Here is a 24,304-nt window from a genome sequence, read left to right as displayed (position 1 = left end):
AGCGTGTGGGTATCGTTGATCATCCATGGCCAACGAACGACTGTCATTGACCCGTGATTTCAACGGCCCATTCGTTCACGGTGCGGACCGGTTGGAGCATAGCGCCAAGCAGCAAGCAGATAGCGCCGATCGGCGCACGGAGCTTGCTGCCGATCGAACAGTCATGGCAGCGGAGCGCACCTACGCAGCCTGGGTCCGTACCGGGCTTGCCGCTCTAGCCGCAGGAATTGGCGCCCGCGCATTGCTTGAGAACATCGTGCCCGGCTGGCTTGCCGGTGCGACCGCAACCGTCCTGATCCTGTTCAGCGGCTTCTGCTTCGTTGCAGCGGTCTGGCGTGAAATGATTCCTATCGCCCCACCGCGGCCCGACACTCAGCGACTGCCGGCTTGGTTGCTGATCTCTGTGAACGGCTTCCTAGCGATTGCCGTCTTGGCGGCACTCGTCGGGATTTGGCTGCAATAACCGGCGTGACTATCGCCATTTTACGGATTCTGCTTGCATGACCACGCCGCAACTTATGTCGATTGGCCTGCTGATTGGCATGATGGGCCTCTTTCTTTGGGGCCGATTTCGCTATGATGTCACGGCCATCATCGCCCTGCTTGCCGGGCTGTCGCTGGGATTGGTGAAGCCCAAAGCGGCATTTACTGGCTTTTCCGATGACATCGTTATCATCGTTGGATCGGCGCTGGTGATCTCATCGGCAATGCAGCGTTCCGGCCTAATCGAGAGCGCGCTCGGGATACTGGCGCGGCGCGTGACACGCGTCCGGTCGCAACTCGTGGTGCTGACTACGGCAGTCGGGGTATCGTCCGGGCTCGTAAAGAACGTCGGTGCCTTGGCTATGCTGATGCCGGCAGCCGTGCAGACGGCGAAGAAATCGGACACTAGCCCCTCGGTGTTCCTGATGCCGATGTCGTTCGCTTCGCTCCTTGGCGGGTTGATGACCCTCGTTGGTACGTCGCCGAATATTATTGTCAGCAGAGTACGAGAGCAGATGACCGGTGAGCCGTTCGGCATGTTCGATTATCTGCCAACGGGGCTGGGCCTGCTTGTGGTCGGCCTCATTTTCCTGCGTTTCGGCTACCGCCTCCTGCCCAGGGAACGCCGCGCAGCGCCGACCATGGGCGAAGCTCTAAACATCACGGACTATGTCACTGAGGCGACCATCCAAGACGGATCGCCCGCTGTCGGCGAAACGGTTGAGTCCTTCATCGACCGTCATGATAATGAGGTGACGATCGCCAATGTTGTCCGTGACGATGTGCGCACGAGCATTACGGCCGAGTTCCTTCTGGCTGCCGGCGACACGCTGATCTTGGGCGGTGACCCGGATACGCTTGAGCGTGTCATTGCGGGTGACCACCTAGCACTTGCCGGACAGCATCGTGACCTACCGGAAGGCAGCGAAGATGATGAGGTTGGCGTCATTGAGGCGGTCATCACCACCGGCTCCGTGTTGGTCCGCCAGTCCGCTGGACGACTGCGGCTTCAGCAACGCTATGGCGTCAATCTCATCGCGGTATCGCGCGCCGGCAAACGGCTGACCAAGCAGCTCAGCGAGACCGTCTTGCGCGCCGGCGATGTCATTGTTCTTCAAGGACCCCTCACACTCTTGCCGGAACGCATGCGTGACCTCGGTACGCTGCCGCTGGCAGAGCGTGCCCTGCGTCTGGGAAGTTCGAAGCGTCGCTTCCTACCACTTATCATCCTCGCGGTGGCGATGACCGTAACCGCGACCGGCTATGTGCCTGTGGCCGTCGCCTTCTTCGCCGCTGCCGGTCTAATGATGGCGACCGGAGCGCTACCGCTGCGAGATGCCTATGATGGCGTCGAATGGCCAATTCTCATCATGCTGGGCGCGCTCATTCCGGTCAGTGAAACCCTGCGCACCACCGGCGCGTCGGATGTACTCGCGACCTCGCTTGCCCATCTGGCGGCCTCCTTGCCGCCATGGGGCGCGGTCGCCCTGATCCTCGTAGCGGCGATGGCTGTGACGCCGTTTCTCAACAATGCCGCGACGGTCTTGGTGATGGCGCCAATCGCGGCGGTGTTCGCGCATGACCTCGGATATCGCCCCGAAGCCTTCCTCATCGGGACCGCTATCGGGGCAGGATGCGATTTCCTGACGCCGATTGGGCATCAGTGTAACACCTTGGTTTTTGGTCCTGGGGGCTACCGCTTCAGCGATTACGCCCGGCTGGGCGCACCACTATCGGTTCTGGTGGTCTTGGTTGGTACGCCTCTAGTGATGTGGACTTGGCCACTGCACTGATCGCCGGGTACTGTTGATGGGCAGCATGGCCAAGCCGCAGGCGTTCGAAGATACTGAATGGCGTCCGTGGCGAGGAAGCGTACCGGGCGGCTCGGAAGGTTGTGGCACCGCAGATGTAGCAGGCGTAGGCGGCTTCATGCGTTTTTTCCACTCGCGGGCAGCCATGCCCGTTCTCATCGTCCTACTGCTTGCAACAATCACGGCAGCTGGACTGGCGACGTCTTGGACGCTGTCGATTGTGATGTGGCTTTCGAGCGCCGTTCTCGCCGCAGCCCTGTTTGCAACCTTGATGCAGGACGCCGACTGACATGGCTTCAGCGCCACTGATCGATAGCGCAGCTAGTCCACCTGGATCTGGTCGGGTGGCGCCATCGTGGCTCCGTAAAGCTTTTCGATCCAGCGAAGCTGCACTCATCGTGCTGGCCATCATGATCGGCAGTGCAGCCGGATTGCTCAGTGTCGTCCAGGGTACGCTCGCACAGGCGATGCAGCATCTGCTTTATGCCTTGTCGCCGGATGAAAGGCTGAGTGCGGCCACGACGATCCCTTACCTTGCTCTACTTGCCCTGCCGGCTGGTGGAGCCGTCCTCGCACTCTTCTCTTGGGTTACTCATGCTCGCCGGCGCCGGATGGTCGACGCTGTAGAGGCGAACGCCCTTCATGGTGGTCGCATGTCATGGTCCGACAGCCTCGTTATCTCCGGGCAAACGATCCTTTCCAACGGCTTCGGTGCGTCTGTGGGGCTTGAGGCGGCGTATGCGCAGTTGGGAGGGCTCGTCGCCTCGCTCAGCGGCAACTGGTTTGCGTTACGCAGGTCCGATCTGCGCATCTTGGTCGGCGCCGGAACGGGCGCCGCCATCGCAGGTGCATTCGGGGCTCCATTAGCTGGGGCCTTCTATGCCTTTGAGATCGTAATCGGGGCCTATACGATATCAGCGCTGGCACCTGTCGCTGCGGCGTGCCTGGCGAGTGTCCTTGTGGCGCAGGCGTTTGGTGCTCAACCGTATCTGGTTGCGGCTAATGCAGGCGAACAGATCGAGACGTTCCACTACCTTCTCTACGCCGGTCTTGGGGCCTGTGCCGCTGGCGCTGGTATACTGCTGATGCGGGCTGTTGCGGAGATGGAAGCAGCTACACGCAAACTGCCGATACCCTCGATTTGCCGGCCGATATTGGGCGGTCTTCTGCTCATCCCTCTGGCGATGCTCACGCCGCAAATTCTCTCTGCTGGTCACGGCGCCCTCCACCTCAATCTTGAAGCCGAGGTATCGCTGCGCTTCCTCGCCGCCATCTTCGTCGTCAAGTGCGCGGCCTCCATCATCTCACTTGGCTTTGGCTTCCGCGGTGGCCTGTTCTTCGCATCCTTGTTCTTGGGCAGCCTGCTGGGTCACCTGTTTGCTGGTTCACTCGAATGGATTGTCGGATCGCCTGTGATCGACCCGCACAATGCGGCCCTGGTGGGGATGGCCGCATTAGCGGTCGCCGTAGTTGGCGGACCGATGACGATGGCGATGCTAGTCCTTGAGGCGACCCACGACTTCTCCCTTGCCGGCGCGGCCATTGCAGCATCGCTGGTCTCGTCCACCATCGTCCGCGAGCTGTTCGGCTATTCCTTTTCTACGTGGCGCCTGCATCTCCGGGGCGAAACCATCAAAAGCGCCCGCGATGTCGGCTGGGTCAGAACGCTTACAGCGGGCAAGATGATGCGACGTGTCGAAAGGGCTACGCCGTGCAACACGACGATCGCCGAGTTTCGTCGGGCGTTTCCGCTTGGTTCCACAAGTCGGGTCCTACTAGTCGATGACCACGAAAATTATGGCGGTATCGTACAGACTGCCAGTGCATTTGCCGAAGAGGTCGATCAGAAGGCACCGATCGGGTCGCTGGCGATCCACACGGGTCTCGCCCTTACGCCGGATTCAGACATCAGAAGCGTCATGACTACGTTCGATACCGAAGGTGCGGACGAACTGGCGGTAGTTGGAAGCGACGGGGCAGTTCTCGGCATCCTCTCCGAGAGCTATGCGCGACGCCGCTACGCAGAGGAATTGGACAAGGCGCAACGTGAGTTGTTTGGAGAAAGCTGACCAGCCGGCACGCAGCAAACGCTTCGTCCTACCGGTCTCGCTTAAGCCGGGCTTCGATTTTGACCCAGAACATGCCGCATCGCAGACCCATTCCGGCGAGTTGGGCGCCATGTACTGACATCAGCTCCGCACCGCGGCGAAACTGTTCAACCGGCACGGATATGGCGACGAACAGCCCGGCGTAGAGCAGCTGCGACATGATCGAGTGGATCACGACGGCGACCCCCAGCACTATCAGGCGGGCAGGCACGGAAGGCCGATGCGGCGCCGGATCGGGGCCTGTAATGAGCTAGGCGTAAAGGCATCCTGCTGCGACGAAATGGAAGTGCACCAGGTAGTGGAGCGCACCTGCCCTCTCTAAAGCAGCCAGTCCGCTTTCCTTCCCATTGTCGGCATTCAGCGGCCCGATATGTAGAAAACCCAGTCGTAATCACCATTGTGCGACAAACAAGTGCTTTCCGACACTCTCGAGACGTCGTGTCGACCTAGCCCAGCGTCATGCCGAATATACCGGACACGGACAGCGGGGCGCAGGTTTCACCGGAATCCTCATTTTTGCACCTGAACGACAGCGCCCGGCATCATCGGGTCGCCCGGAGCAATGACGAGGTAACGGCGCATGTCGCCTTTCGCGTCGCTGACGATCTGGCGGAGCGGTCCGAGCGTGTTTACTATCGCGCCGCCCGCCGGATTGGTCATGAACTTCGCCAGAGGCTGGATCACGCCGCTGCCGTCAGCGTGGGAGGATAATCCAAGGACATAGGGCATCTTTGGGCTGAGGCCCGCAACCGCCGCCTGCAAAATCTGGACCTGGCCTTGATCGAACAGCGTGACCTGGCTGCGCCCAGTCCCGGATAGAGTCAGCTGGATCTTCATGCCGGCCTGCGCGAGCGGCACCAGGTTTGCACGGCCATCGCCTACCGGCACCGCGCCGGGAACATATGCCACGCCTTGCGGCCCCTGACCGATTGGAATCGTCGCGATGACGGTGTTGCTTGCTGTGTCGATCGCCGCGACCGCATCGGCGTTCTCCAGCCCGACATACATCCGCGTGCCGTCGCCCGACGGCCATAGGCCGTGCGGGAGCGCGCCGACCGGGATGCTCGCCACCTGCACGAAGTCAGTGGTGCGGAACACCTTCACGACATTCTCGGTGCCGACCGTCACAAAGGCGAACTGGCCATTCTTATTGCGGGCGATATTGACGTGGTTGGTGATCGCGCCGGTATCGAACGTCTTGAGCACTGCGAAGGGTGGCTTGGCGTCGAACACCATGACCTTGCCGACGTCCTTGAGCGTCAACCAGACCTGCTTACCGTCGGGCGTCGCGGCGATGTCAGGGCAGAACGGGCTCGCCTGCTTGACGCGACCGACGATCTTCTTCGAGGCGGTGTCGATCACAACTGTCTCGGGCGAGAAGCTCGAACAGACGTAACCGTATTTCCCGTTTGGCGAAAAGATCGTCATGCCGGGGCCATTAGGAACGGGGATGCGCGTGGTCGGCGCGAAGGTCTTACCGTCGAGCACCTGGATATAATCCTCGCCGCGCACCGCGACCCAGACTTCGCGACCGTCGGGGCGGAAGAACGCTTCGTGCGGCGATCGGCCCACATAGGTCGTGTGCTTCACGGCATTGGTCGCAGTGTCGATGAACGTCACCGAGTTCGAGCCGATCGATATTACCGCCAGCGTCTTGCGATCGGGCGAGAAGCCCATGCCGTGGACGAGCAGCTGTCCCTTGTAGAGCGGGCTGAGATTGGCGGGGGTCTGGTCGCCCAACCTGATGACGCCGAGCAGCGTGTTGGTCGACGGATCGATCACCGACACGGTGTTGGAGAACTGGTCCGAAGTGTAGAACCGGTCGTGCGCGCTGACGGGGACGTCGGGGGTCGCGTTCGGCACTTGCTGTGCAAACGCAGGGCCCGAGAAACACAAGGCGGCGCAGGCGGTTAGGGTGAAACGCTTCATGGACGGTCTCCGTGATGGGGGTGACCGGTCGCGGTCGGTTCGGTGTGAGGCGGCAACGCGCCGCCTTCGGATAAGATGCCCTGCATCACCGCGATTTCCTGACGCTGTTCGACGATGATTCCCTGGGCGAGCCGGCGCAGGCGTTCATCCTTGCCGAACCGCAGTTCGACTTCGGCCATGTCGATCGCGCCCTGATGATGCGGGATCATCATTTTGGCGAAGTCGCGATCGGGATCGCTCGAATAACCGGTCATCATCGCGCCGTGCATCCGCGCCATCGCCGCATCCATTGCGGACGCGAAACCGTCCGTTTGCGCTAAAGCACCCGTCGATACGGACACGGCTATCGCCGTTAGCAAAGCCGTGCGAGATTTCATCGTCATGCCTTTAGTGTTGCCATTTATGACACGCGAGCGATCAACGCCGAGCGTGACAGCGTAATGATCGCGGCGCAGCCGTCGATCCAACGCATAAGCATGGTTGTTCTGATCATCTAACAAGAACGGTAGGCGATCTATGATCGCGTTTTCGTATTGAAACCATCGCGACCATGCGTTGGACGCAGGGGACATATCGGTCGATCTAACGGCATCGGACTGGCACGATCACCCGCCGGATCCGCGATAAGGATCAAACGATGAAAGCTGCGATCGTTTTGGTTGCCGCGATGTTGGCCTCCGTAGCGCCAGTCCCGGTGATCGCTCAGGCCTATTGGGCTGCGCCTGCGGCGGACGACTTTCCCTACGATATCAAGGCGGTTCAGGCACCGTGGTCGAAGGCTGATATCGACCTCAGCCATCATGACCGGATCTATGTGTCTGACCCTACATCGACGAAGATCGTTGTCATCGATCCTGCAGCGGGCAACGAACTGGGACGCATCGACCTCGCCAAGAGCGCGATAGCTGAGCCCAGCTTTTCCAGCCCGAACGTCCAGCACCTGGCTGCAACGCGTGACGGGCGGACCCTGGCGGTATCGGTATCAGCGCAGCACAGTGTGACGCTCGTAGATCTGGCCACGAACACGGAACGAGGCCGGACCGTGTTCCAGACGTCGCCTACCGCCGTCGCGTTTACGCCCAATGGGCACGAACTCTGGGTTTCGCTCGGCGATGAACATGCCATCGCGGTCGTGGATCCTAAGACCGCGCGGGAGATCACCCGCGTACCAGCAAGTGGCGGAGCGGGCGCGACCATCCTGTCACCAAACGGACGCTATGCCTTTGTATCGCTTACTGAAAGGCCGTCCATCCTGGTTGTCGACGTCGAGCATCGGCGCGTCGTCGGACACGTTGCCAGCACCGGTGCAGGTGCGGGAGCAATCGCGGTCTCGCCAGATGGCAAACAGATCTGGGCGACACGCCGCGAGAGCGGCACGACCACGGTCTTTGCTGCCAAACCGCCGTTTGCGCTACGCGAAGTGATAAACACTGGTCCAGCAACGGGCGCGGTCAACTTCGCCCAGCGCGCAGACGATTCCTTTGCCTATGTCAGCGTTGGCGGCGATCAACCTGCAATCAAGGTCTATAGAACCGACAGCCTGGAGGCTGTGGCAACCGTCCCGCTACAAGCGGCTCCGAGTGCGGTTTGGCCGTCGGGCGATGGTACGAGGATCTATGCCAGCCTGGCCGGAACCAACAAGGTCGCTGGGATCGACACGCTGACGTACACCACCGTGTCGACAATCCCGATCAGTACGGATGCGCAAAGCCTGATCTACGTTCCTGGTGCCGTGCGATCAGGAAAAGGTCTCGCCAATCTGGTGCCATCCGGGCGCGATGCGGCGCTTGCCCTGGCGGCGCGTTGATCGGTCTTACACCGTCTGTAATTTCCCAAGGAAAGCCCTTTCCAAAATGACCAAGCCCCCCGTCAGGATCGCGATCAGCGGTGCCGCAGGACAAATTTGCTATTCGCTGCTCTTCCGGGTCGCGCAGGGTGACGTGTTCGGACCGGACCAGCCCGTTATCCTTCAACTGCTCGACGTGCCGCAGGCGATGGACGCCGTAGGCGGCGTGGTCATGGAACTGGAGGATTGCGCGTTCCCGCTACTGGCAGGTGTGATCATTACTGATGATCCGATGGTGGCTTTCAAGGACATCGATGCGGCCATGCTGGTTGGGTCTCGTCCCCGCTCAAAGGGCATGGAGCGCCGTGATTTGCTCGCTGCCAACGCAGCGATCTTCAAGACGCAGGGCGCAGCGCTGGACGCAGTGGCCAAACGCGACGCCAAGATCCTGGTCGTCGGCAATCCCGCCAACACAAATGCCTGGATCCTTGCGCAAAGCGCACCGGGTTTTCCTGCCGAAAACATCACGTCGATGATCCGCCTCGATCACAACCGCGCGCAAGGACAGCTTGCGGCCAAGGCGGGTGTCGGTGTCGATGCGATTACGAAGCTCGTCGTCTGGGGAAACCATTCGCCAACGATGTTTGCCGACTGGGGGAATGCCGAACTCGATGGCCAAAAGCTTGCCGACCGTATCGGAGACGAGCCTTGGTACCGCGAAACGTTGATCCCCACCGTTGCGCAGCGCGGAACCGCGATCATCGAAGCACGGGGTGCGTCCTCGGCCGCGTCGGCCGCAAATGCAGCGATCGACCATCTGCGCGACTGGGTGCACGGGGCAGGCGATAATTGGGTGTCGATGGGCGTGGTGTCAGATGGCTCCTACGGTATCCCGCACGGACTGGTGTGCGGCGTGCCGGTGCACTGCATGAGCGGTGGCTATGTGCGTATCGAAGGCCTGACCCTCGATCCATTCCAGCGAACGATGCTCGATCGCACGATTGCCGAACTGGTCGATGAACGTGAGGCGGTTATCGACATTCTGAAATGACCGATCGGTATATATGATTGGAACGACCGTAATCTTTGGTTGGTGAGATTGATCTCCTTTCCCTATCATTGGGGCAAGGAGATCGGGCATGACCCTCGAACAACTCAGGATTTTCGTCGGTGTCGCAGAGCGCGAGCACATGACGCGCGCTGCCGAAGCGCTCAATGTGACGCAGTCAGCCGCAAGCGCTGCCATCGCCGCGCTAGAAGCTCGGCACGGCGTGCCGCTGTTCCACCGGGTCGGCCGCGGGATCGAACTGTCCGAAGCGGGCCGCATGTTTCTGGTCGACGCGCGCGCAGTGCTTGGCCGTGCCGCCAGCGCGGAACTTGCGCTGGCCGAATATGCAGGACTGGAGCGCGGCACTCTGCGGCTAGTCGCAAGCCAGACGATCGCAGGCTATTGGCTGCCCCGCCAGCTGGCCGCGTTCCATGCGCGCTACCCGTCCATCACGATAGAACTGGCGATCGACAACACCGAGGGGGCCGCGGCGCGCGTGCTCGACGGTGCGGTCGAGCTCGGCTTCGTCGAGGGTGTGATCGACGAGCCCGCGCTCGCGCATTGGACGGTCGCGAACGACCGCATGGTGCTGGTAAGCGACCGCGCAGCCGACACGATCGACGAGGACTGGATCCGCGCCGCGCGCTGGATTGTCCGCGAGCAGGGATCGGGCACGCGCTCGTCGTTCGAGGAGGTGTTGCGCCAGCGCGGCGTCGATCCGTCGGACCTCACCACCGCGCTGACCCTGCCGTCGAACGAGGCGGTCCGCAGCGCGGTCGAGGCTGGCGCAGGCGTCGCGGTCCTGTCGCAGCATGTCGTCGCACCTGCAATCGCGGCCGGAACGTTGCACGATCTGCCGCTCGGTCTGCCGCGGCGTCCGTTCTACGCGCTGAGGCACAAAGAGCGCTATCGTACCCGGGCGGCCGATGCGCTGACCGATCTCATCAAGGAGACTGGCAAGTGACCGCCGATTTGAAACCCGTTCTCGATGGCCTGAAGCCGCTCAGCCGGCTCGACTCTCCACGCGAGATGATCCGGCAGTTCACCCCCAACTGGTTCGCCGCGACGATGGGCACCGGCATCCTCGCGCTGGCCTTGCCGCAGGTTCCGGGGGTCGGCGCATCGCTGCATCGGGTCGGCGAGGCACTGTGGTATTTCAACATCGCGCTCTTCACGCTGTTCGTTGGGCTCTACACCGCGCGCTGGACGATGTTCGGGCACGAGGCGCGGCGGATCTTCGGGCACAACACCGTATCGATGTTCATCGGTACGATCCCGATGGGCCTCGCGACGATCATCAACGGGTTCCTGGCGTTCGGCCTGCCGCGGTTCGGCGCCGGCGTGATCCCGATTGCCGAGACATTGTGGTGGATCGACGTCGCGATGTCGCTCGCCTGCGGTGTAGCGATCCCCTACCTCATGTTTACCCGGCACGAACATTCGCTCGACGGCATGACCGCGGTGTGGCTCCTGCCAGTGGTCGCGGCCGAGGTCGCAGGCGCGAGCGGAGGCCTGCTCGCACCGCATCTGGCGGACGCCCATCATCAGTTCGTTGTGCTGGCGACCTCCTATGTCCTGTGGGCCTATTCGGTGCCGGTCGCGTTCGGCATTCTTGCGATCCTGATCCTGCGGATGGCTCTCCACAAGCTGCCGCACGAGAGCATGGCCGCCTCGAGCTGGCTCGCGCTCGGTCCGATCGGCACCGGTGCGCTCGGGATGCTGGTGCTTGGTAGCGACGCGCCCGCGATCCTCGCCGCCAACGGCCTCGGCCAGATCGGCGCAGTGGCGCAAGGAATCGGCACGATCGCCGGGCTGTTGCTCTGGGGCTTCGGCCTGTGGTGGCTGGCGCTCGCGACGCTGATCACGATCCGCTACTGGCGCGCGGGCATTCCGTTCAACCTTGGGTGGTGGGGCTATACCTTCCCGCTCGGCGTCTACACGGTCGCGACCTTCAAGCTCAGCACGACGCTCCAGCTCGGCTTTTTCGGGATCGTCGGCACCGTCCTCACGATCGCACTCGCCGCGATGTGGCTGCTGGTCGGCGCCAAGACGGTCGCAGGCGGCTGGCGCGGAAACCTGTTCGTGTCGCCCTGCATCGCCCAAGCCAATTAAAGGGCCGAACTGATCGTCCTGCCGGATCGAACCGGCGCATCCGATCGACCCGTACCGGGCAGACTGGCGGACAGGTCGCGCATACAGATCATGACAGAAACGGGAGAATGTTGGTGGACAGCCTGGATATGAAACTGGCGCAGGAGACGAACCGCCGTCGCTTTCTCGCAGAGGCTGCGATCGGCAGCGGCGCGCTGATCGCCGCACCCGCGCTGGCGCAGAGCATGATCGACCTGCATCTGCCGGGTGGCCCATCGGAACGGCCGATGACCAGTGCGTTCCCCGGCAAGGGCAGCATGATCCTCCAGCGGATCCACCCGCCGCTGCTGGAAACGCCGATGAGCGTGTTCAATGGCGACGTCTTTACGCCGAACGACCAGTTCTTCGTCCGCTGGCACTGGGCCGACATTCCGACCGCGATCGATGTCGAGGCATTCCGGATCAAGGTGCACGGCGCGGTCACGCGGCCGCTGTCGATCTCGCTCGCGCAACTGCTGAAGCTGCCGCGCGTCGAGCTGGCGGCGATCAACCAATGCTCGGGCAATTCGCGTGCGCTGTTCCAGCCGCCCGTCGCGGGCGCGCAGTGGCGCCACGGGGCGATGGGCAACGCCAAATGGCTAGGCGTGCGGCTGCGCGATGTGCTCGACATCGCCGGCGTGAAGCCGGGCGCGGTCGCGGTACGGTTCGGTGCGCTCGACCAGCCGGTGGTTGCGGGCGCACCGGATTTCGCCAAGTCGCTGTCGATCGACCACGCACGCGACGGCGAAGTGATGCTCGCCTTCGGGATGAACGGCGAACAGATGCCGCTCCTCAACGGCTTCCCGGTCCGGCTAATCGTACCCGGCTGGTATTCGACCTATTGGGTCAAGATGCTGAACGACATCGAGGTGCTTGCCGCGCCCGACGACGGTTACTGGATGGCTAAGGCGTACAAGATCCCTGACACTCCAGGCGCGAACGTGCGGCCTGGCCAGAAGGATTTCCCGGCCGTCCCGATCAACAAGATGATCCCGCGCAGTTGGGTCACGAGCCTCGACGAAGGGCAGGCGATCGCGTTCGACCGGTCGATCCCGCTGGGCGGCATTGCGATGGGCGGCGATTGCGGCGTCGCCAAGGTCGATGTGTCGACCGACAACGGCAAGACCTGGTACAAGACGACGCTCGGCCCCGATCACGGCAAATACAGTTTCCGCCGCTGGGACGCGCAGGTGCCGCTCACGCATGCGGGTCCGACCAGACTGATGTCGCGCTGCTGGAACACCGCCGGCATCGCGCAGCCGATGACGCCGATCTGGAACCCGGGCGGGTTCATGCGCGGCAACATCGAAACCACCAACATCGTCGTCGGCTGAGGAGCGCTCCCCCATGAAAACGCCTTCCATCGGCACGCTGTCGTTCGGGTTCGTCGGCGCGACCGTCGTTCTTCTGCTCGCGATCGGTGCCCCGAACAGCCGCGTCGCCCCGCCGCCTGCCGCCCCGACCGCACCACCGCCGCCAAGCGTCTCGGCGCGCGGCTTCTCGCTGGCGTCCACTACGGTCGATCTCCCGACCGACGAAGGCCAATATCCCGCCGGCCCGCATGCCGACGTCATCAACGCCAACTGCACCTCGTGTCATTCGGCGAGCATGGCGCTGAACCAGCCGCCACTCTCTTCCGATCAGTGGACCGCGGAGGTCACCAAGATGCGCGAGGTCTACAAGGCTCCCGTTGCACAGGCTGACGTGCCGGCGATCGTTGCTTATCTGACCGCCATGAGCGCAAAGCAGCCGGGCGCCGCGAAGGGCAAGGCGCAAGACCCCGATCCGAAGGCTGCGCCCGACGTATCGGGGGGATCAGGCTAGGCCCATCAACTCACGGCACGCGGTTCTGCGCGCGAAGTGCTGTGCAGCGTGTACGTGTCTCGCGCAGTGTTGCATTGGGGGCAAGGCCGTTCGCGGGCACCTTGGGTATCGCAACGCGCTGCGACAGGTAGATGCCGTTGTGGCCCGAGCAGAGATAGGCCACGAAACAGGCGACGGCGATCGGCACCGCATAGCCGGCGCCGAACAGTTCGATTCCCATGAAGGTGCAGGCGAGCGGGGTATTGGCGGCCCCGGCAAAGACCGCGACAAAGCCGATCGCGGCGAACAGGCCCGTCGGCACGCCCAAGAAAGGCGCCAGCGCGTTACCGAGCGCTGCGCCGATGAAGAACAACGGCGTGACTTCACCGCCTTTGAAACCCGCGCCGAGCGTAACGACGGTAAACAGGAGCTTGATCGCCCAACTCCACGGATGCGTGTCCGGTCCGAAGAAGCTGGCGATGGTAAGGCTGTCGGGCCTCGCTGCCAGGACACCCAGGCCCAGATAGTCGCGCGTGCCGAACAAGAAGACGAGCGCGATAACGAAGACCCCGCCGATCACTGGACGTAGCGGACCATAGGGAACAATCCGCTTGAGCCATCCCCCGACCAGGTGGTTGGCTTCGGCGAAGGCCAGACCAACCAGTCCGAATATGATCCCCGCAACACCTGCCTTCGTCACGAGCAGCGCATCGACCGGTATCGACGCGCCGATCGGGTAGACACCGTGATGGATACCCCAGGCGAGGCACGTCCAATCTCCGACCAGCGCCGCAACGAGGCAAGGCACTAGCGCGGAGTATTCGACGCGGCCGATCGCCAGCACTTCGAGCGCGAAGACCGCGCCTGCGATCGGCGTGCCGAAGACCGCGCCGAACCCGGCTGCGATACCCGTCATCAACAGGATGCGCGTGCCGCCCGCATCGAGGCGGAGCGCGCGGCCGAAACCGCTGGCAAGGCTTCCGCCCAATTGGACGGCGGTGCCCTCACGTCCGGCCGAGCCACCGAAAAGATGCGTCACCACTGTGCCGAAGAAGATGAGCGGCGCCATCCGCAGAGGCACCCCGCCACCAGGCTCGTGGATCTGCTCCACGATCAGGTTGTTGCCGCCCCCCACCGAGCGCCCGATGAGATGGTACAGTAATCCGACAACGAACCCGCCCACCGGCAGCAGATAGAGCAGCCAAGGCGACGCAAACCGCAGTCGCGTAACGGTATCGAGACTCAGCAGGAACGCCGCACATAGCGTCCCGACGAGTGCCGCCATGGGCAGCAAGATCAGCGCCCAGCGCAGGACAGAGATCGCATGGTCGTGACGATCGCGCATGAATGCCGCGACGTTCAGCGTGCCGACGAGATTGCGAAAGGTAGCGCGCACAATTCCTCCTTGCTGCCTGAAGGCGCCAAGTAGGAATCATCAGCTCTTATCAGAGCGGTTCGGCCAAATTGCCCGGCAGAAATCCATTGCCAAAGTCGATCTATGAGACGTTTGCCCCAACCGTCAATGGGCATGTTGGTCGGGCAAATGCTCGGACCGGGCAGTCGGCAGCGTCTTGACGTGCTCCCCTGAAACTCTGCCAGTTTGAGCTAGAGTCCGCCTTCGTGAGGAGACGGACGTGAAGAAGACCAGGTTCAGCGAGGAGCAGATCATCGCGGTGCTGCGCGAGCAGGAGGGCGGGATGAAGACCGCCGACGTGTGTCGCAAACATGGGATCAGCAGCGCGACGCTCTATGCGTGGAAGGCGAAGTATGGCGGCATGGACGTGTCGCAGGCGCGCAAGCTGAAGGTGCTTGAGGAGGAGAACGGCCGGCTCAAACGGCTGCTGGCCGACGCCATGCTCGACAATGCCGTGCTGAAGGAAGTCGCCGCAAAAAACTGGTGAAGCCCGCCGCTCAGCGGAAGGCTGTCGAGCATGTTCGGCAGCTGTTCGGCATCAGCGAGCGTCGGGCGTGTACCATCTTCGGCGTGGACAGGACGTCGGTGCGCTACGCGCCCCGGCGTGGTGATGATGGCGACCTGCGGTCGCGGCTGCGCGAGATCGCGGCGGAGCGTCGCCGCTTCGGCTACCGGCGGCTGGGGATCATGCTGGCCCGCGAGGGGCTGATCATGAACCACAAGAAGCTGCTGCGGCTGTACCGCGAGGAGAACCTGCGGGTCAGGCGCCGGCGTGGCCGCAAGCGAGCGATGGGCACCCGAGCGCCCATGGCGCTGCCGCAAGGTCCGAACCAGCGCTGGAGCCTCGACTTTGTCAGCGACACGCTGATCAGCGGCCGACGCATCCGCATCCTGGCGGTGGTCGACGATTTCACGCGCGAGTGCCTGGCGTTGGTGGCCGACACCTCGCTGTCAGGCGCGCGTGTCGCTCGTGAGCTCGACGCCATCATCGCCATCAGAGGCGTACCGCCGCTGATGATCGTGAGCGACAACGGCACCGAGTTGACCAGCCTGGCGATCCTGAGATGGACGCAGGAGCGACCTATCGAGTGGCACTACATCGCACCCGGCAAGCCGCAGCAGAACGGCTACGTCGAGAGCTTCAACGGTCGTCTGCGTGACGAATGCCTCAACGAGACGCTGTTCGTGTCGCTCGGTCACGCTCGCTCGGTGCTGCGGCTCTGGCGCGACGACTACAACCATGTGCGCCCGCATAGCGGTGTTGGCGGGCTGACGCCCGCCGATGCTGCCAGGCGGGTTGTGCAACACCGCCCCGAGGGGCACCATACCAACCCCGGACTCCAGCTATGACCGGTAGAGCTTTGGGGAGCACGTCAGTCTATCTAAGCCCGTTATTATGTACCGACCCCGGGTACGCTGCATGCGGGACCGATCGGCTTTGGCCCACGTCGTTTTTGGGCTTCGTCACAAGGGGGTGATACCGCACGAAAGCCGCGGATGCGCTGCGGGGTCTGATCGGCTCGCAGCAAACCTAGGGATGGCTGCTACGAGCGTGCCGTCCAGATGCCGACGAGCGCGGCCAGTGACACGAGCATGAGAAACCCGTTCATCACTAGGAGCAACGTCGCTGGCAGGCGCTTGATGTCCGGTCGTGGCGGCGGGGCGCCTGCGCCCATCTCTCGCCACACCGCAGCGGCGAAGCAAAAGGCGCTGAACAAGATCAGCATGGTCCCGGTCGCCGTCGCCAGCCACGGGAACACGACGTCCTTGAGCAGCGCGCGCGCGCCGATACCGGAAGCGAGCGCCGCCAGTCCGGTACGTACCCAGGCAGCATAGGTGCGTTCGCCGGCGAGGATTGTGCGGTCCGCGGCAAGCTCTGTGCGACGGTCGGCGCTGTCCACCTGCTGGACTGCGCTGTCCTTCAGCTTGCTCGCGCTCTCCGCCAGCTTCGCATGGGCCCGATCGGCGTCGTGCGGCGCGTCCATCAGCCAGCGGTAACGGCGATGCGATGCCAGGCAGTCGAGAGATAGCCGGCGAAGTTCCAGATCGCCTCGGGCCGTTCGGGCTGCATCTGCCCGGCACCGTCAACGGCGCGCACGATCAGGACGTGGAGTCCGGGAGACAGATCGACCGTGACGTGCCACTGCGTCCAGCTCCAAGGCGCATCGGGTTTTGCAGTCAGTTCCGCCTGCAGCCAGTCGGTGCCGCCATTGACGGAGACCTCGACGCGCGAGACCGCTCGGCCGAAGGCGACCGCATAACCCGCGATTTCGCACGCGCCGGCGCTGACATGCGCGCCGTCCACCGGCGCGCAGATCGCAGCATTGAGCGGCATCTCCTCGATAGTCAGACCCCGATCCCAGTCCGCGTCCTCCTTCGCTACCGATGCCGGAAAGAGCTTGTAGTTCTTGGCCTGGATCGGCGCATCGGACGGGCGATCGCGCACCTCGATGCGCGTCAGCCACTTGGCGCTACGAACGCCCGCATAACCCGGCACGACGAGCCGCAGCGGTGCGCCATGTTCGGGGGCCAGCGCCTCGCCATTCATGGCCCAGACGATCAGCACGTCGGGCTCTAGCGCCTTGGCGATCGAGATCGAGGCACCGAACGGTGCTGTCTCACCATCGACATCCACGTTGTCGGCCCCCGTAGTGCCGACGAACGACGCGCCGTCCTGGATGCCGGCTGCGGCGAGCACGTCGCACAGTGCGACGCCGGTCCACGCCGCATTGCCGATCGCGCCCACGTCCCAGGGATCGCCCGAAGTCTTTTCCACGTCTTGAAGATGTGCCCGACGATTGCCGGCGCACTGCATGGTCGCGGTCACTGTCCGGGTCGCAAATGCCGTTTGAAGTTCGGCAACCGTGTAGGAGCGCGGGCGGTCGACTAAGCCGTCCAGCGCTATACGATGATCGTCGGCCAGTTCCGGCGTAGGTCCGTGGCTGCGGATGTAGAAGTTCGCCTGCGGCGTCAGGAAGGACGTGATCAGGTTATCCGGGGGCGTTTCCGCATTGAGCGGCTCCGGACAGCGGAGGATCAGATTCTGTTCGGCGCGATCGGATGCGGTCATGCAAGCAGCCTACCATGATGAAATCAATAGCGAAATCGATCGTTTTGCTAGGCGATGTCACCCAGACTCTTTCGATAGCTTATCCCTTTCTAGACGGCGGTGGAGCGATCACTATGCCGTCGCGCGAAGGCGCCGAGCGCCAGACAGCCTTTCCCGTAGATCGTCGCGATGTGGCTGGACTTGCTACGACGGCTTTGTCCCAAAAGTCGTCGCTAGGTACTAGGGATGACGGAAAACCCTGTCGCCATCGCAGATGCGCGACAAACGGGTGTTTTCGGTACATATCATTCCAATGGCCGGCAGCAGTTTCCGTATCGCGAAAATCAGCACGTTCGCGACAAGGCTGCGGCGGCGCGCTACGTGTGTGTCGCTAACGGCGATCCGCTGTAGCGCTTCTGCTTACTGGTGAGAGGTAAGGCTTGCAGATAGGCACCTACAAGATCGCAGCGTAGCACGTTAATGCTCGATACCGATTCATCCTAAACCTTTTTGTACCGCACTCTTACGTTTTGAATTCCATTCGCCTATAAATCCGGTCGAAAGCTTCAAATGAGCGATCGGACCGGTTCATGAATGCCATCGTCAACCATATCGGTGAACTTGCGGACGCGGGGGAGCGGATGATCGAACGCTTGCGGCGCAAGGCATTCCTGCCCGAAAGCCGGAAGGGCCTCAATGTCCGCTTCGGAATCGCCGAGGCGGCGCAATTGCTCGGCTGTTCGACTAACCGGATCCGCATGGCCGAGGATGATGGTCGCCTCCCCCCTGCCCCGGCGGGTGAAAATGGGCGGAGACTTGGCTATTCGGTCGAGGAACTGCTGCAGATGCGCGAGGTACTTGGCGCCTCTCCTGCCCGCGCGCCGCTTGATGTCCCCGCGATCATTGCAGTGCAGAATTTCAAGGGCGGGGTGGGCAAATCGACGGTTACCTGCCACCTCGCGCATTATTTCGCGGTGCAGGGGTACCGTGTGCTGGTGGTCGATTGCGATAGCCAGGCGACGACAACGACGCTGTTTGGATTTAACCCCCATTTCAATATCACACGAGAAGAGACGCTCTACCCCTATCTGTCGATCGATCCGACCCAGGCCGACCTGCTGTATGCGGTCAAATCGACGCCGTGGCCCAACGTCGACCTTATCCCATCGAACCTCGAATTGTTCGACGTCGAATACGAACTCGCCGCGGCGGGGTCCGACGGGCAGTCAGTGCTCGCCGCCCGCTTCCGCAAGCTCAAACAGGGGCTGGCCGATCTCGCGCGCAATTACGACGTGGTACTGCTCGATCCCCCACCTGCTCTCGGGACGATCAGCCTCGCGGTGATGCAGGCGGCAAATGCGCTGCTCGTCCCGCTCGCCGCGACGACGCCCGATTTTTGCTCAACCGTCCAATTTCTGTCGATGATGAACCAGGTGCTACAGCAGCTCGCGCATGCCGGAATAGAGGTCGAATACAGCTTCCTCCGGCTGATATGCTCGAAGTTTGACAGCAACGATCCCAGCCATGCGATGGTCCGCACGATTATGGAGCAGAGCTTCGGTCCAGCCTTACTCCCGGTGCCGATCTTGGAATCCGCCGAGATCAGCCATGCTGCGATGCGGATGATGACGATCTACGAACTTGAACGCCCGATTGGTACGCCCAAGACGCACAAGCGCTGCCGTGCCAATCTTGACGAGGCCATGGGGCAGATCGAGCAGCTTGTCCGGCAAGGCTGGGGCCGGGTCGAGCCCGCACGCGAGGAGGATCTACTCCATGTCGCGTGAGCCAGAATTAGTGCTGTCCTGCGCGGCAACGTTCCTAATAAGTTTAATGCGGGAGGTGCCGCATGGCGCGTAAGCAATCCGACTATCTCGCGGCCTTGCTGGCCGATGAACCAGCCGAAATTCACACCGACGTGCCCCCTGCCCCGCCCGCGCCTGAACGGACGCGTGGGACGACACTGCTCAGCCGCGAGACTGCGCTAGCACGCGTGACCAGCGGGGAAGTGCGACAAGTGACGCAGCTGCTGCTTGACCCTGCACGCGTACGGATCTGGCCGGGTAATGCGCGTAGCTACCAGCATCTGACAGAAGAAGGCTGCCGCGAGCTGATCGATTCCATCATCGCCGAGGGCGGGCAAAAGGTTCCTGCAGTGGTACGTCGTGTCAACGGCGATCCTGCGCATGACTTCGAGGTAATCGCGGGCACGCGACGCCACTGGTCGATCAGCTGGCTACGCGCGCATTCCTATCCTGAGATGCAGTTCGTGGCGCAGGTTGCCAACCTCGACGACGAAGCCGCATTCCGGCTCGCCGATCTCGAGAACCGCGCGCGTAAAGATGTGTCAGATCTCGAGCGTGCCCGCAATTATGCCGAGGCGCTCAAGGCGCATTACGGCAACCACCTGACGCGGATGGCGGAGCGGCTCAAGGTGTCAAAGGGCTGGCTGTCAAAGATGGTCAAGGTTGCACAGATCCCCGACGCGGTGATCACCGCGTTCGCCTCCCCCGCCGACGTCCAACTCAAACCTGCCTATGCATTGGCGCAGGCGCTCGACGACAAGGTTGCCGCTAAGGCTATTGAAAGTGCTGCTCGAGATCTCGCGCGTGAACAGGCCGCACGGCGCGATCGGGGTGCGGCCCCCTACCCTGCTGCCGACGTGCTGCGGCGGTTGCTCGAGGCGTCGACCGATCCCGCCGACGCGGCGCCCCCGTTCACCTGGACCACGCCGCATGGGCGCCCTGGGCTCAGCATCCAGTCGAGCAACCGACAGGGCGTGACGATCCGGCTCCATGCCGGGTCGGGCGCCGGGAACGACGAGCTGGTCGACGCGCTGCGGCAGGCGCTAGTGCATCTGGAGGCCGAAGGCCGCGGATTGCAGCGGTGAACGTGTTTCCCCGGGGAAACATGCTACGGCTTATATCAACGCGGACGGTTGCCGCCGCCGCCCCGACGATGTTTCCCCCGGGAAACACTCAGGGCGTGGCGGCATGACCCGCGCCGATCGTCAGAGGGTGTCCGAACGGTTCGACCTGCTCCTCCCCTATCTCGCCGACCTGCCGCTGCGCGACCAGCGCGAGATGATGGAGCGTCCGTTCTTCAGCCTCGCCAAATCGAAGCGCGTCAAACCGATCGATTATCATAGCCCCGACGGCAAGTTGTGGGTGCACGTCTCGGGCAACCCCGATTACGGGATGGCGACGATTTGGGATGCGGACATATTAATCTATTGCGCGAGCGTTCTGGCGGACATGGCCCGGCGCGGAGTCAACGACGTTCCGCGCAAGCTCCACCTTATGCCCTATGACCTGCTCCGCGCGATCGGGCGGCCCACGACCGGACGCGCGTATGAGCTGCTCGGCCAGGCGCTCGACCGGCTGGTGTCGACCACGATCAAGACCAACATTCGCGCCGAGAACCGCCGAGAGGCGACGTTCAGTTGGCTCGACGGCTGGACGCAGCTGGTAGACGAAAAAACCGAGCGGTCGCGTGGGATGACGATCGAGGTGTCGAACTGGTTCTGGGAAGGCGTGATGATGCAGGGCGGGGTGCTGTCGATCGACCGTGCCTATTTCGACCTGACCGGCGGGCGTGAGCGCTGGCTTTACCGCGTCGCGCGCAAGCATGCTGGCGGGGCAGGGGAGGTCGGCTTCGCGATCGCCATGCCGACGCTGTTCGAGAAGTCGGGCGCCGAAGGGCAATATCGCCGCTTTAAGTTCGAAATCGCTAAGATCGTCGAGCGCAACGAGCTGCCGGGCTATGCGCTCGCTTTGGAGACGCCGGTTGGCAAACGCGAGCCATCTCTGCGGATGCAGCGCCGCAGCGATGTCGAGCGCCCGCTGAAGACCGTGGCGGCGCATGGGGCAGGGGGCGCTAAGGCTGCAGCAAGGCCAACGTCAACCAACCCCGCTGCGACGGTTAACGATGCGAATGAGACGATTGACGTAAGAGCGCTGCTGCGACGGTCGCGGACCAGTCTGGCGACACGAGCGACAGCTGGCGAAATCACCGACGCAACGATGGCAACGCTGCGCGCGGAATGCCCGGGTTGGGATTACCAGACGTTGCACGATGAGTTTCGCACGTGGGTTGAGGCGGACAGCGCCCGAACGCCGGTTAGTTATCAGGCGGCGTTCATCGGATTTGTCCGGCGGTACCATGAAAAGCATCGCCACGAACTTGGGCGTTAAGACTGCTTCGTCTTACGAACCGCTCTGCCCCGGGAGGGCAGGGGAGCGCGAGTACGTTAAAATTGCTATAGACTGGCCCAACCGTTCCCGAAGTGTCGTGCTTGGGAATGTCCCTCCCGCTTGACGCTTGAGTACCTGTCGCAATTGAACGTCCCTTCGGGCAAAGCTTACCGAACTGATTCAATTGCTCCGAAAAAATTACGCAATCGAACGAGCCTTCGACACTTCAGGAACAAGGGTCGATCCTTCAGGAACGCAAAGTCGATCCTTCGGGAACTTAGTCGTCGACACTCTAGGAACGAAACGACGACACATCCGGAACAACGTTATCGAGCTAACTCACGGAAAACAGGGCAGTTAAAGCCCTTTAAGAAGCCACCTAACTCATTAACATCAGCTATAAACCCTCTAACCAGCGAGTTTGTATATCTTTGAAAAATGGATTGAGTCGTGCCTGTATCCGAGCATTGTCCATTATGCGGGGGTCGATGACCGACCTCTTGTGGATCGCTAAGAATGGAGTGGTCCGGTGGTCGAAAGCGAAAATAATCTAATCGCAGCGTAAACGCCATCGGTAGCGGATCAAACTGATCCGATCCGATCCGAGGTTCCTCAGGGCCGGCTAGCCGTTAAACGAGATACGCGCCTCCTGCCCCTTCCATGGCCGTCAGGCATGCTTTCGTGCCGCGATAGTCGCAATTGCGTTTCGCATCAGTCGAGCACGGCTAGCTTCAACCTGATCACGAGTATCAAAATGATCGTCCAGCGCGCGTGTCGCAGCTACCTTTTCTGCATCCGGGGCATCCGTAAGGATCTGTCGCAACAGACCCGCCCGAACCGCCCACCACTGGGCATGAAGGTGGTCAAGGTTCGCATCGATGCCGCTACGGACAAGTTCCAGCTCCGTCATTTGCGCAGCTCTCTGGCGATTGGGATAGGCGTGACCAAGTTTGCGAACAGCGATGAAGCGGCGGGCGTGGGAGGCACGGCCTTCGCGATCGACCCACCGCGCACGTAATCCGGCCTCCACGGCGCCGACGATGTCATCGCGCCAGGTGTCGCCCACCATCAGCAGTTCACCGGCCTCGCATCCCAGGTGTGCCGTCAGGCCGGCGTAGAACGCCCTGTCAGGCTTGATCGCGCCTGCGTCGAAGGAGAAGTGCCAGATATCCACCAGATTGCCCAGGAGGGCTTTCAGCGGGGCCGCGTAGGGTAGGGCGAGGTTCGAGGCGACAGCGATCCTCACACCCTGCTCGCGGACTTGACGCAGCGCATCCAGCGTGTCGGGGTAGAGCGCGATCGTCGTCAGTTCCTCGTCCAGCATCGCCAGCTCGGCATCCGGGTGCCGCAATCCCAGCGCCGCGGCATAGTCGGCGAGGCCGATTGGCTGGACCATCGGCGAGGGCAGGGCCTCTGCCCGGTCACGGGCCTGCCGGATCAGCCGCTCGAATGGATGCCGCTTGCGACCGATATGGACCAGCGTACCAAACGCATCGAATGCGACTGCACGGGTGACCGGCGGTGGAGCATAGAGGCGATCGGCAGCGGCGAGCAGGCGGGCGTATTGATCGTCGCTGACGCTGCCGGCCCGGGTCATGGCATCGGCGGTCACTGCCGCGTCCGGATCGGTCGGCTCGCGGAAGATCATGACCGCCTCATCTTCCCGATCGCGGTCGGCCAGGTCAGCCAGGACGGCAGCGTAGGCGGCTTGCTCGGCAGGTGTGCGGAAACTTGGAAGCGCATCGCTCATGGCAGGATCGTCCTGGCTCGATGGGGTGATGATCGTCGATACGTCCGTCTCTGTCGCAGCAGCTTGTCCGAAGCGTTCGCTTCTGCGACCATAGACCTGCGGTTCGGTCAATCCCGGCCGTGGGGCGTAGGAACCCCGATAATCACAAGTCCGGTCGAGAGCTTCTCGGCCGGGTGGCTGTCACGCATGTCCAAGGCTTGCCCAAAGGTGGCAGCGCCTTGTGCTTGTGCAGGGTTCCTAACACCCGGCTTTCAGCCGGGTTATGCCTCCATTCCGAGCGAGGAGGCATCGCGGTGGACGATCTAAAACAGAAAATGCGGGAATTGCTGGGCGGGCTGGGTGAATGCCGGCAGCTTGGATCGGGTCCGACCAAACTCGAGGATCTCCTGTGTTTGGAGATGACAGCAATCAATCTAAACCGGCCAACCAACATGACCAAACCTCAGGATGTCTATGTCGAATGGATGGCTGAAGAAGCTGAGCAGTTTGTGTCATTGGCGAGAACGTTGATGCTGGAAACCCGTGACGGATTTTCGGGGCATCAGCGATTGCTGTTTGGGGGGATCATTGTCGATCTGAATCAGAATCTAGTGAAATTTATCAATGACGCTCTTTTGATAATGGGGGACAGGCAGGAGATACGCCGGCGTATCGAAGCTAGCTAGAACGATTGGGCTTGAGTGACATAAGCCGGACCGACAATGTGCGTCCGATGTGCGTCCGATGTGCGTCCGATGTGCGTCCGATGTGCGTCCGATGTGCGTCCGATGTGCGTCCGATGTGCGTCCGATGTGCGTCCG

Annotated in this window: 22 protein-coding genes and 1 riboswitch; of the genes, 15 read left to right on the top strand and 7 right to left on the bottom strand. The window is 62.4% G+C overall.

The features are described from left to right. Positions 1 to 25 precede the first annotated feature (25 nt). From BM244_RS21720 to BM244_RS21710, 4 genes are all read left to right on the top strand, one after another. On the top strand, positions 26 to 463 hold the full coding sequence (locus tag BM244_RS21720; RefSeq protein ID WP_056019268.1) for a DUF202 domain-containing protein: 438 nt from the start codon (positions 26 to 28) through the stop codon (positions 461 to 463). 37 nt (positions 464 to 500) lie between these two features. After that, positions 501 to 2,276: an SLC13 family permease gene (locus BM244_RS21715; RefSeq protein WP_056019265.1), complete on the top strand. Its 1,776-nt coding sequence runs from the start codon at positions 501 to 503 to the stop codon at positions 2,274 to 2,276. A gap of 25 nt (positions 2,277 to 2,301) precedes the next feature. Continuing rightward, complete coding sequence (locus BM244_RS22920; protein WP_132833781.1) at positions 2,302 to 2,583, top strand: hypothetical protein; 282 nt, start codon at positions 2,302 to 2,304, stop codon at positions 2,581 to 2,583. Between the two features lie 121 nt (positions 2,584 to 2,704). Next, on the top strand, positions 2,705 to 4,363 hold the full coding sequence (locus tag BM244_RS21710; protein WP_243693493.1) for a chloride channel protein: 1,659 nt from the start codon (positions 2,705 to 2,707) through the stop codon (positions 4,361 to 4,363). 28 nt (positions 4,364 to 4,391) lie between these two features. Here the strand turns inward: BM244_RS21710 and BM244_RS21705 are convergent, their stop codons facing one another. The 3 genes from BM244_RS21705 to BM244_RS21695 all read right to left on the bottom strand — a co-directional run bounded on the left by BM244_RS21705 (position 4,392) and on the right by BM244_RS21695 (position 6,831). Continuing rightward, on the bottom strand, positions 4,392 to 4,613 hold the full coding sequence (locus tag BM244_RS21705; protein ID WP_056019259.1) for a hypothetical protein: 222 nt from the start codon (positions 4,611 to 4,613) through the stop codon (positions 4,392 to 4,394). A 299-nt stretch (positions 4,614 to 4,912) separates the two neighbouring features. Next, complete coding sequence (locus BM244_RS21700; RefSeq protein ID WP_093401005.1) at positions 4,913 to 6,331, bottom strand: YncE family protein; 1,419 nt, start codon at positions 6,329 to 6,331, stop codon at positions 4,913 to 4,915. Next, positions 6,328 to 6,831, bottom strand: coding sequence for a CopM family metallochaperone (locus tag BM244_RS21695; protein WP_254784747.1), 504 nt, complete (start codon positions 6,829 to 6,831; stop codon positions 6,328 to 6,330). The genes BM244_RS21700 and BM244_RS21695 overlap by 4 nt, the downstream gene beginning before the upstream one ends. 137 nt (positions 6,832 to 6,968) lie before the next feature. On the opposite strand from BM244_RS21695, the gene BM244_RS21690 reads away from it, so the two are divergent. The 6 genes from BM244_RS21690 to BM244_RS21665 all read left to right on the top strand — a co-directional run bounded on the left by BM244_RS21690 (position 6,969) and on the right by BM244_RS21665 (position 13,119). Further along, positions 6,969 to 8,138 (top strand): YncE family protein, encoded by a 1,170-nt coding sequence (locus BM244_RS21690; protein ID WP_093401004.1) that lies wholly within the window; start codon positions 6,969 to 6,971, stop codon positions 8,136 to 8,138. Positions 8,139 to 8,184: 46 nt separating this feature from the next. After that, positions 8,185 to 9,168: a malate dehydrogenase gene (locus tag BM244_RS21685; protein WP_093401003.1), complete on the top strand. Its 984-nt coding sequence runs from the start codon at positions 8,185 to 8,187 to the stop codon at positions 9,166 to 9,168. An 88-nt stretch (positions 9,169 to 9,256) separates the two neighbouring features. Beyond that, positions 9,257 to 10,129 (top strand): LysR family transcriptional regulator, encoded by an 873-nt coding sequence (locus BM244_RS21680; RefSeq protein ID WP_093401002.1) that lies wholly within the window; start codon positions 9,257 to 9,259, stop codon positions 10,127 to 10,129. Further along, entirely contained in the window at positions 10,126 to 11,277 is a 1,152-nt protein-coding gene (locus BM244_RS21675; RefSeq protein ID WP_093401001.1) for a TDT family transporter, read from the top strand. The genes BM244_RS21680 and BM244_RS21675 overlap by 4 nt, the downstream gene beginning before the upstream one ends. Positions 11,278 to 11,384: 107 nt before the next feature. Further along, positions 11,385 to 12,629: a molybdopterin-dependent oxidoreductase gene (locus BM244_RS21670; RefSeq protein ID WP_217649194.1), complete on the top strand. Its 1,245-nt coding sequence runs from the start codon at positions 11,385 to 11,387 to the stop codon at positions 12,627 to 12,629. Between the two features lie 13 nt (positions 12,630 to 12,642). Then, on the top strand, positions 12,643 to 13,119 hold the full coding sequence (locus tag BM244_RS21665; protein WP_093401000.1) for a hypothetical protein: 477 nt from the start codon (positions 12,643 to 12,645) through the stop codon (positions 13,117 to 13,119). Between the two features lie 10 nt (positions 13,120 to 13,129). Here BM244_RS21665 and BM244_RS21660 read toward each other — a convergent pair whose 3' ends face one another. Beyond that, positions 13,130 to 14,494 (bottom strand): voltage-gated chloride channel family protein, encoded by a 1,365-nt coding sequence (locus BM244_RS21660; RefSeq protein WP_093400999.1) that lies wholly within the window; start codon positions 14,492 to 14,494, stop codon positions 13,130 to 13,132. 23 nt (positions 14,495 to 14,517) lie between these two features. Continuing rightward, positions 14,518 to 14,594: riboswitch (Fluoride riboswitch) on the bottom strand. A 138-nt stretch (positions 14,595 to 14,732) separates the two neighbouring features. Here BM244_RS21660 and BM244_RS21655 point away from each other — a divergent pair. Further along, a protein-coding gene (locus tag BM244_RS21655; protein ID WP_254784746.1) for an IS3 family transposase occupies positions 14,733 to 15,862 on the top strand; the annotation gives its coding sequence in 2 pieces (ribosomal slippage) (positions 14,733 to 14,991 and positions 14,991 to 15,862; 1,131 coding nt in all). A 194-nt stretch (positions 15,863 to 16,056) separates the two neighbouring features. On the opposite strand, the gene BM244_RS21650 is transcribed toward BM244_RS21655, so the two are convergent. Both BM244_RS21650 and BM244_RS21645 read right to left on the bottom strand, forming a co-directional pair. Beyond that, positions 16,057 to 16,497 carry a YidH family protein gene (locus tag BM244_RS21650; RefSeq protein ID WP_051916165.1) on the bottom strand — a complete coding sequence of 147 codons (441 nt, stop codon included), beginning with the start codon at positions 16,495 to 16,497 and terminating at the stop codon, positions 16,057 to 16,059. Next, positions 16,497 to 17,582, bottom strand: coding sequence for a sulfite oxidase (locus BM244_RS21645; RefSeq protein WP_093400997.1), 1,086 nt, complete (start codon positions 17,580 to 17,582; stop codon positions 16,497 to 16,499). Before BM244_RS21645 ends, BM244_RS21650 begins: the two co-directional genes overlap by 1 nt. A gap of 569 nt (positions 17,583 to 18,151) precedes the next feature. Here BM244_RS21645 and BM244_RS21640 point away from each other — a divergent pair. From BM244_RS21640 to BM244_RS21630, 3 genes are all read left to right on the top strand, one after another. Then, positions 18,152 to 19,348 (top strand): AAA family ATPase, encoded by a 1,197-nt coding sequence (locus BM244_RS21640; protein ID WP_093400996.1) that lies wholly within the window; start codon positions 18,152 to 18,154, stop codon positions 19,346 to 19,348. Between the two features lie 62 nt (positions 19,349 to 19,410). Further along, the gene (locus BM244_RS21635) at positions 19,411 to 20,451 is read left to right on the top strand and encodes a ParB/RepB/Spo0J family partition protein (protein WP_093400995.1); all 1,041 of its coding nucleotides are present in this window, start codon (positions 19,411 to 19,413) and stop codon (positions 20,449 to 20,451) included. A 103-nt stretch (positions 20,452 to 20,554) separates the two neighbouring features. After that, on the top strand, positions 20,555 to 21,754 hold the full coding sequence (locus tag BM244_RS21630; protein WP_093400994.1) for a replication initiator protein A: 1,200 nt from the start codon (positions 20,555 to 20,557) through the stop codon (positions 21,752 to 21,754). 667 nt (positions 21,755 to 22,421) lie between these two features. Here BM244_RS21630 and BM244_RS21625 read toward each other — a convergent pair. Further along, on the bottom strand, positions 22,422 to 23,615 hold the full coding sequence (locus BM244_RS21625; protein WP_093400993.1) for an HAD family hydrolase: 1,194 nt from the start codon (positions 23,613 to 23,615) through the stop codon (positions 22,422 to 22,424). Positions 23,616 to 23,797: 182 nt separating this feature from the next. On the opposite strand from BM244_RS21625, the gene BM244_RS21620 reads away from it, so the two are divergent. Next, a complete protein-coding gene (locus tag BM244_RS21620; RefSeq protein WP_133021384.1) occupies positions 23,798 to 24,169 on the top strand; it encodes a hypothetical protein in 372 nt (123 codons plus the stop codon). Positions 24,170 to 24,304 lie beyond the last annotated feature (135 nt).

The organism is Sphingomonas sp. OK281, from assembly GCF_900115295.1.
Lineage (GTDB): Bacteria > Pseudomonadota > Alphaproteobacteria > Sphingomonadales > Sphingomonadaceae > Sphingomonas.
This window is presented reverse-complemented; position numbering and strand designations above follow the sequence as displayed.

Excerpts from the sequence above, each read along its gene's own strand:
- BM244_RS21720 (WP_056019268.1), top strand. The coding sequence starts at position 26 with ATGGCCAACGAACGACTGTCATTGACCCGTGATTTCAACGGCCCATTC.
- BM244_RS21715 (WP_056019265.1), top strand. The coding sequence starts at position 501 with ATGACCACGCCGCAACTTATGTCGATTGGCCTGCTGATTGGCATGATG.
- BM244_RS22920 (WP_132833781.1), top strand. The coding sequence starts at position 2,302 with ATGGCCAAGCCGCAGGCGTTCGAAGATACTGAATGGCGTCCGTGGCGA.
- BM244_RS21710 (WP_243693493.1), top strand. The coding sequence starts at position 2,705 with ATGATCGGCAGTGCAGCCGGATTGCTCAGTGTCGTCCAGGGTACGCTC.
- BM244_RS21700 (WP_093401005.1), bottom strand. The coding sequence starts at position 6,331 with ATGAAGCGTTTCACCCTAACCGCCTGCGCCGCCTTGTGTTTCTCGGGC.
- BM244_RS21690 (WP_093401004.1), top strand. The coding sequence starts at position 6,969 with ATGAAAGCTGCGATCGTTTTGGTTGCCGCGATGTTGGCCTCCGTAGCG.
- BM244_RS21685 (WP_093401003.1), top strand. The coding sequence starts at position 8,185 with ATGACCAAGCCCCCCGTCAGGATCGCGATCAGCGGTGCCGCAGGACAA.
- BM244_RS21680 (WP_093401002.1), top strand. The coding sequence starts at position 9,257 with ATGACCCTCGAACAACTCAGGATTTTCGTCGGTGTCGCAGAGCGCGAG.
- BM244_RS21670 (WP_217649194.1), top strand. The coding sequence starts at position 11,385 with ATGTTGGTGGACAGCCTGGATATGAAACTGGCGCAGGAGACGAACCGC.
- BM244_RS21665 (WP_093401000.1), top strand. The coding sequence starts at position 12,643 with ATGAAAACGCCTTCCATCGGCACGCTGTCGTTCGGGTTCGTCGGCGCG.
- BM244_RS21650 (WP_051916165.1), bottom strand. The coding sequence starts at position 16,497 with ATGGACGCGCCGCACGACGCCGATCGGGCCCATGCGAAGCTGGCGGAG.
- BM244_RS21645 (WP_093400997.1), bottom strand. The coding sequence starts at position 17,582 with ATGACCGCATCCGATCGCGCCGAACAGAATCTGATCCTCCGCTGTCCG.
- BM244_RS21640 (WP_093400996.1), top strand. The coding sequence starts at position 18,152 with ATGAATGCCATCGTCAACCATATCGGTGAACTTGCGGACGCGGGGGAG.
- BM244_RS21635 (WP_093400995.1), top strand. The coding sequence starts at position 19,411 with ATGGCGCGTAAGCAATCCGACTATCTCGCGGCCTTGCTGGCCGATGAA.
- BM244_RS21630 (WP_093400994.1), top strand. The coding sequence starts at position 20,555 with ATGACCCGCGCCGATCGTCAGAGGGTGTCCGAACGGTTCGACCTGCTC.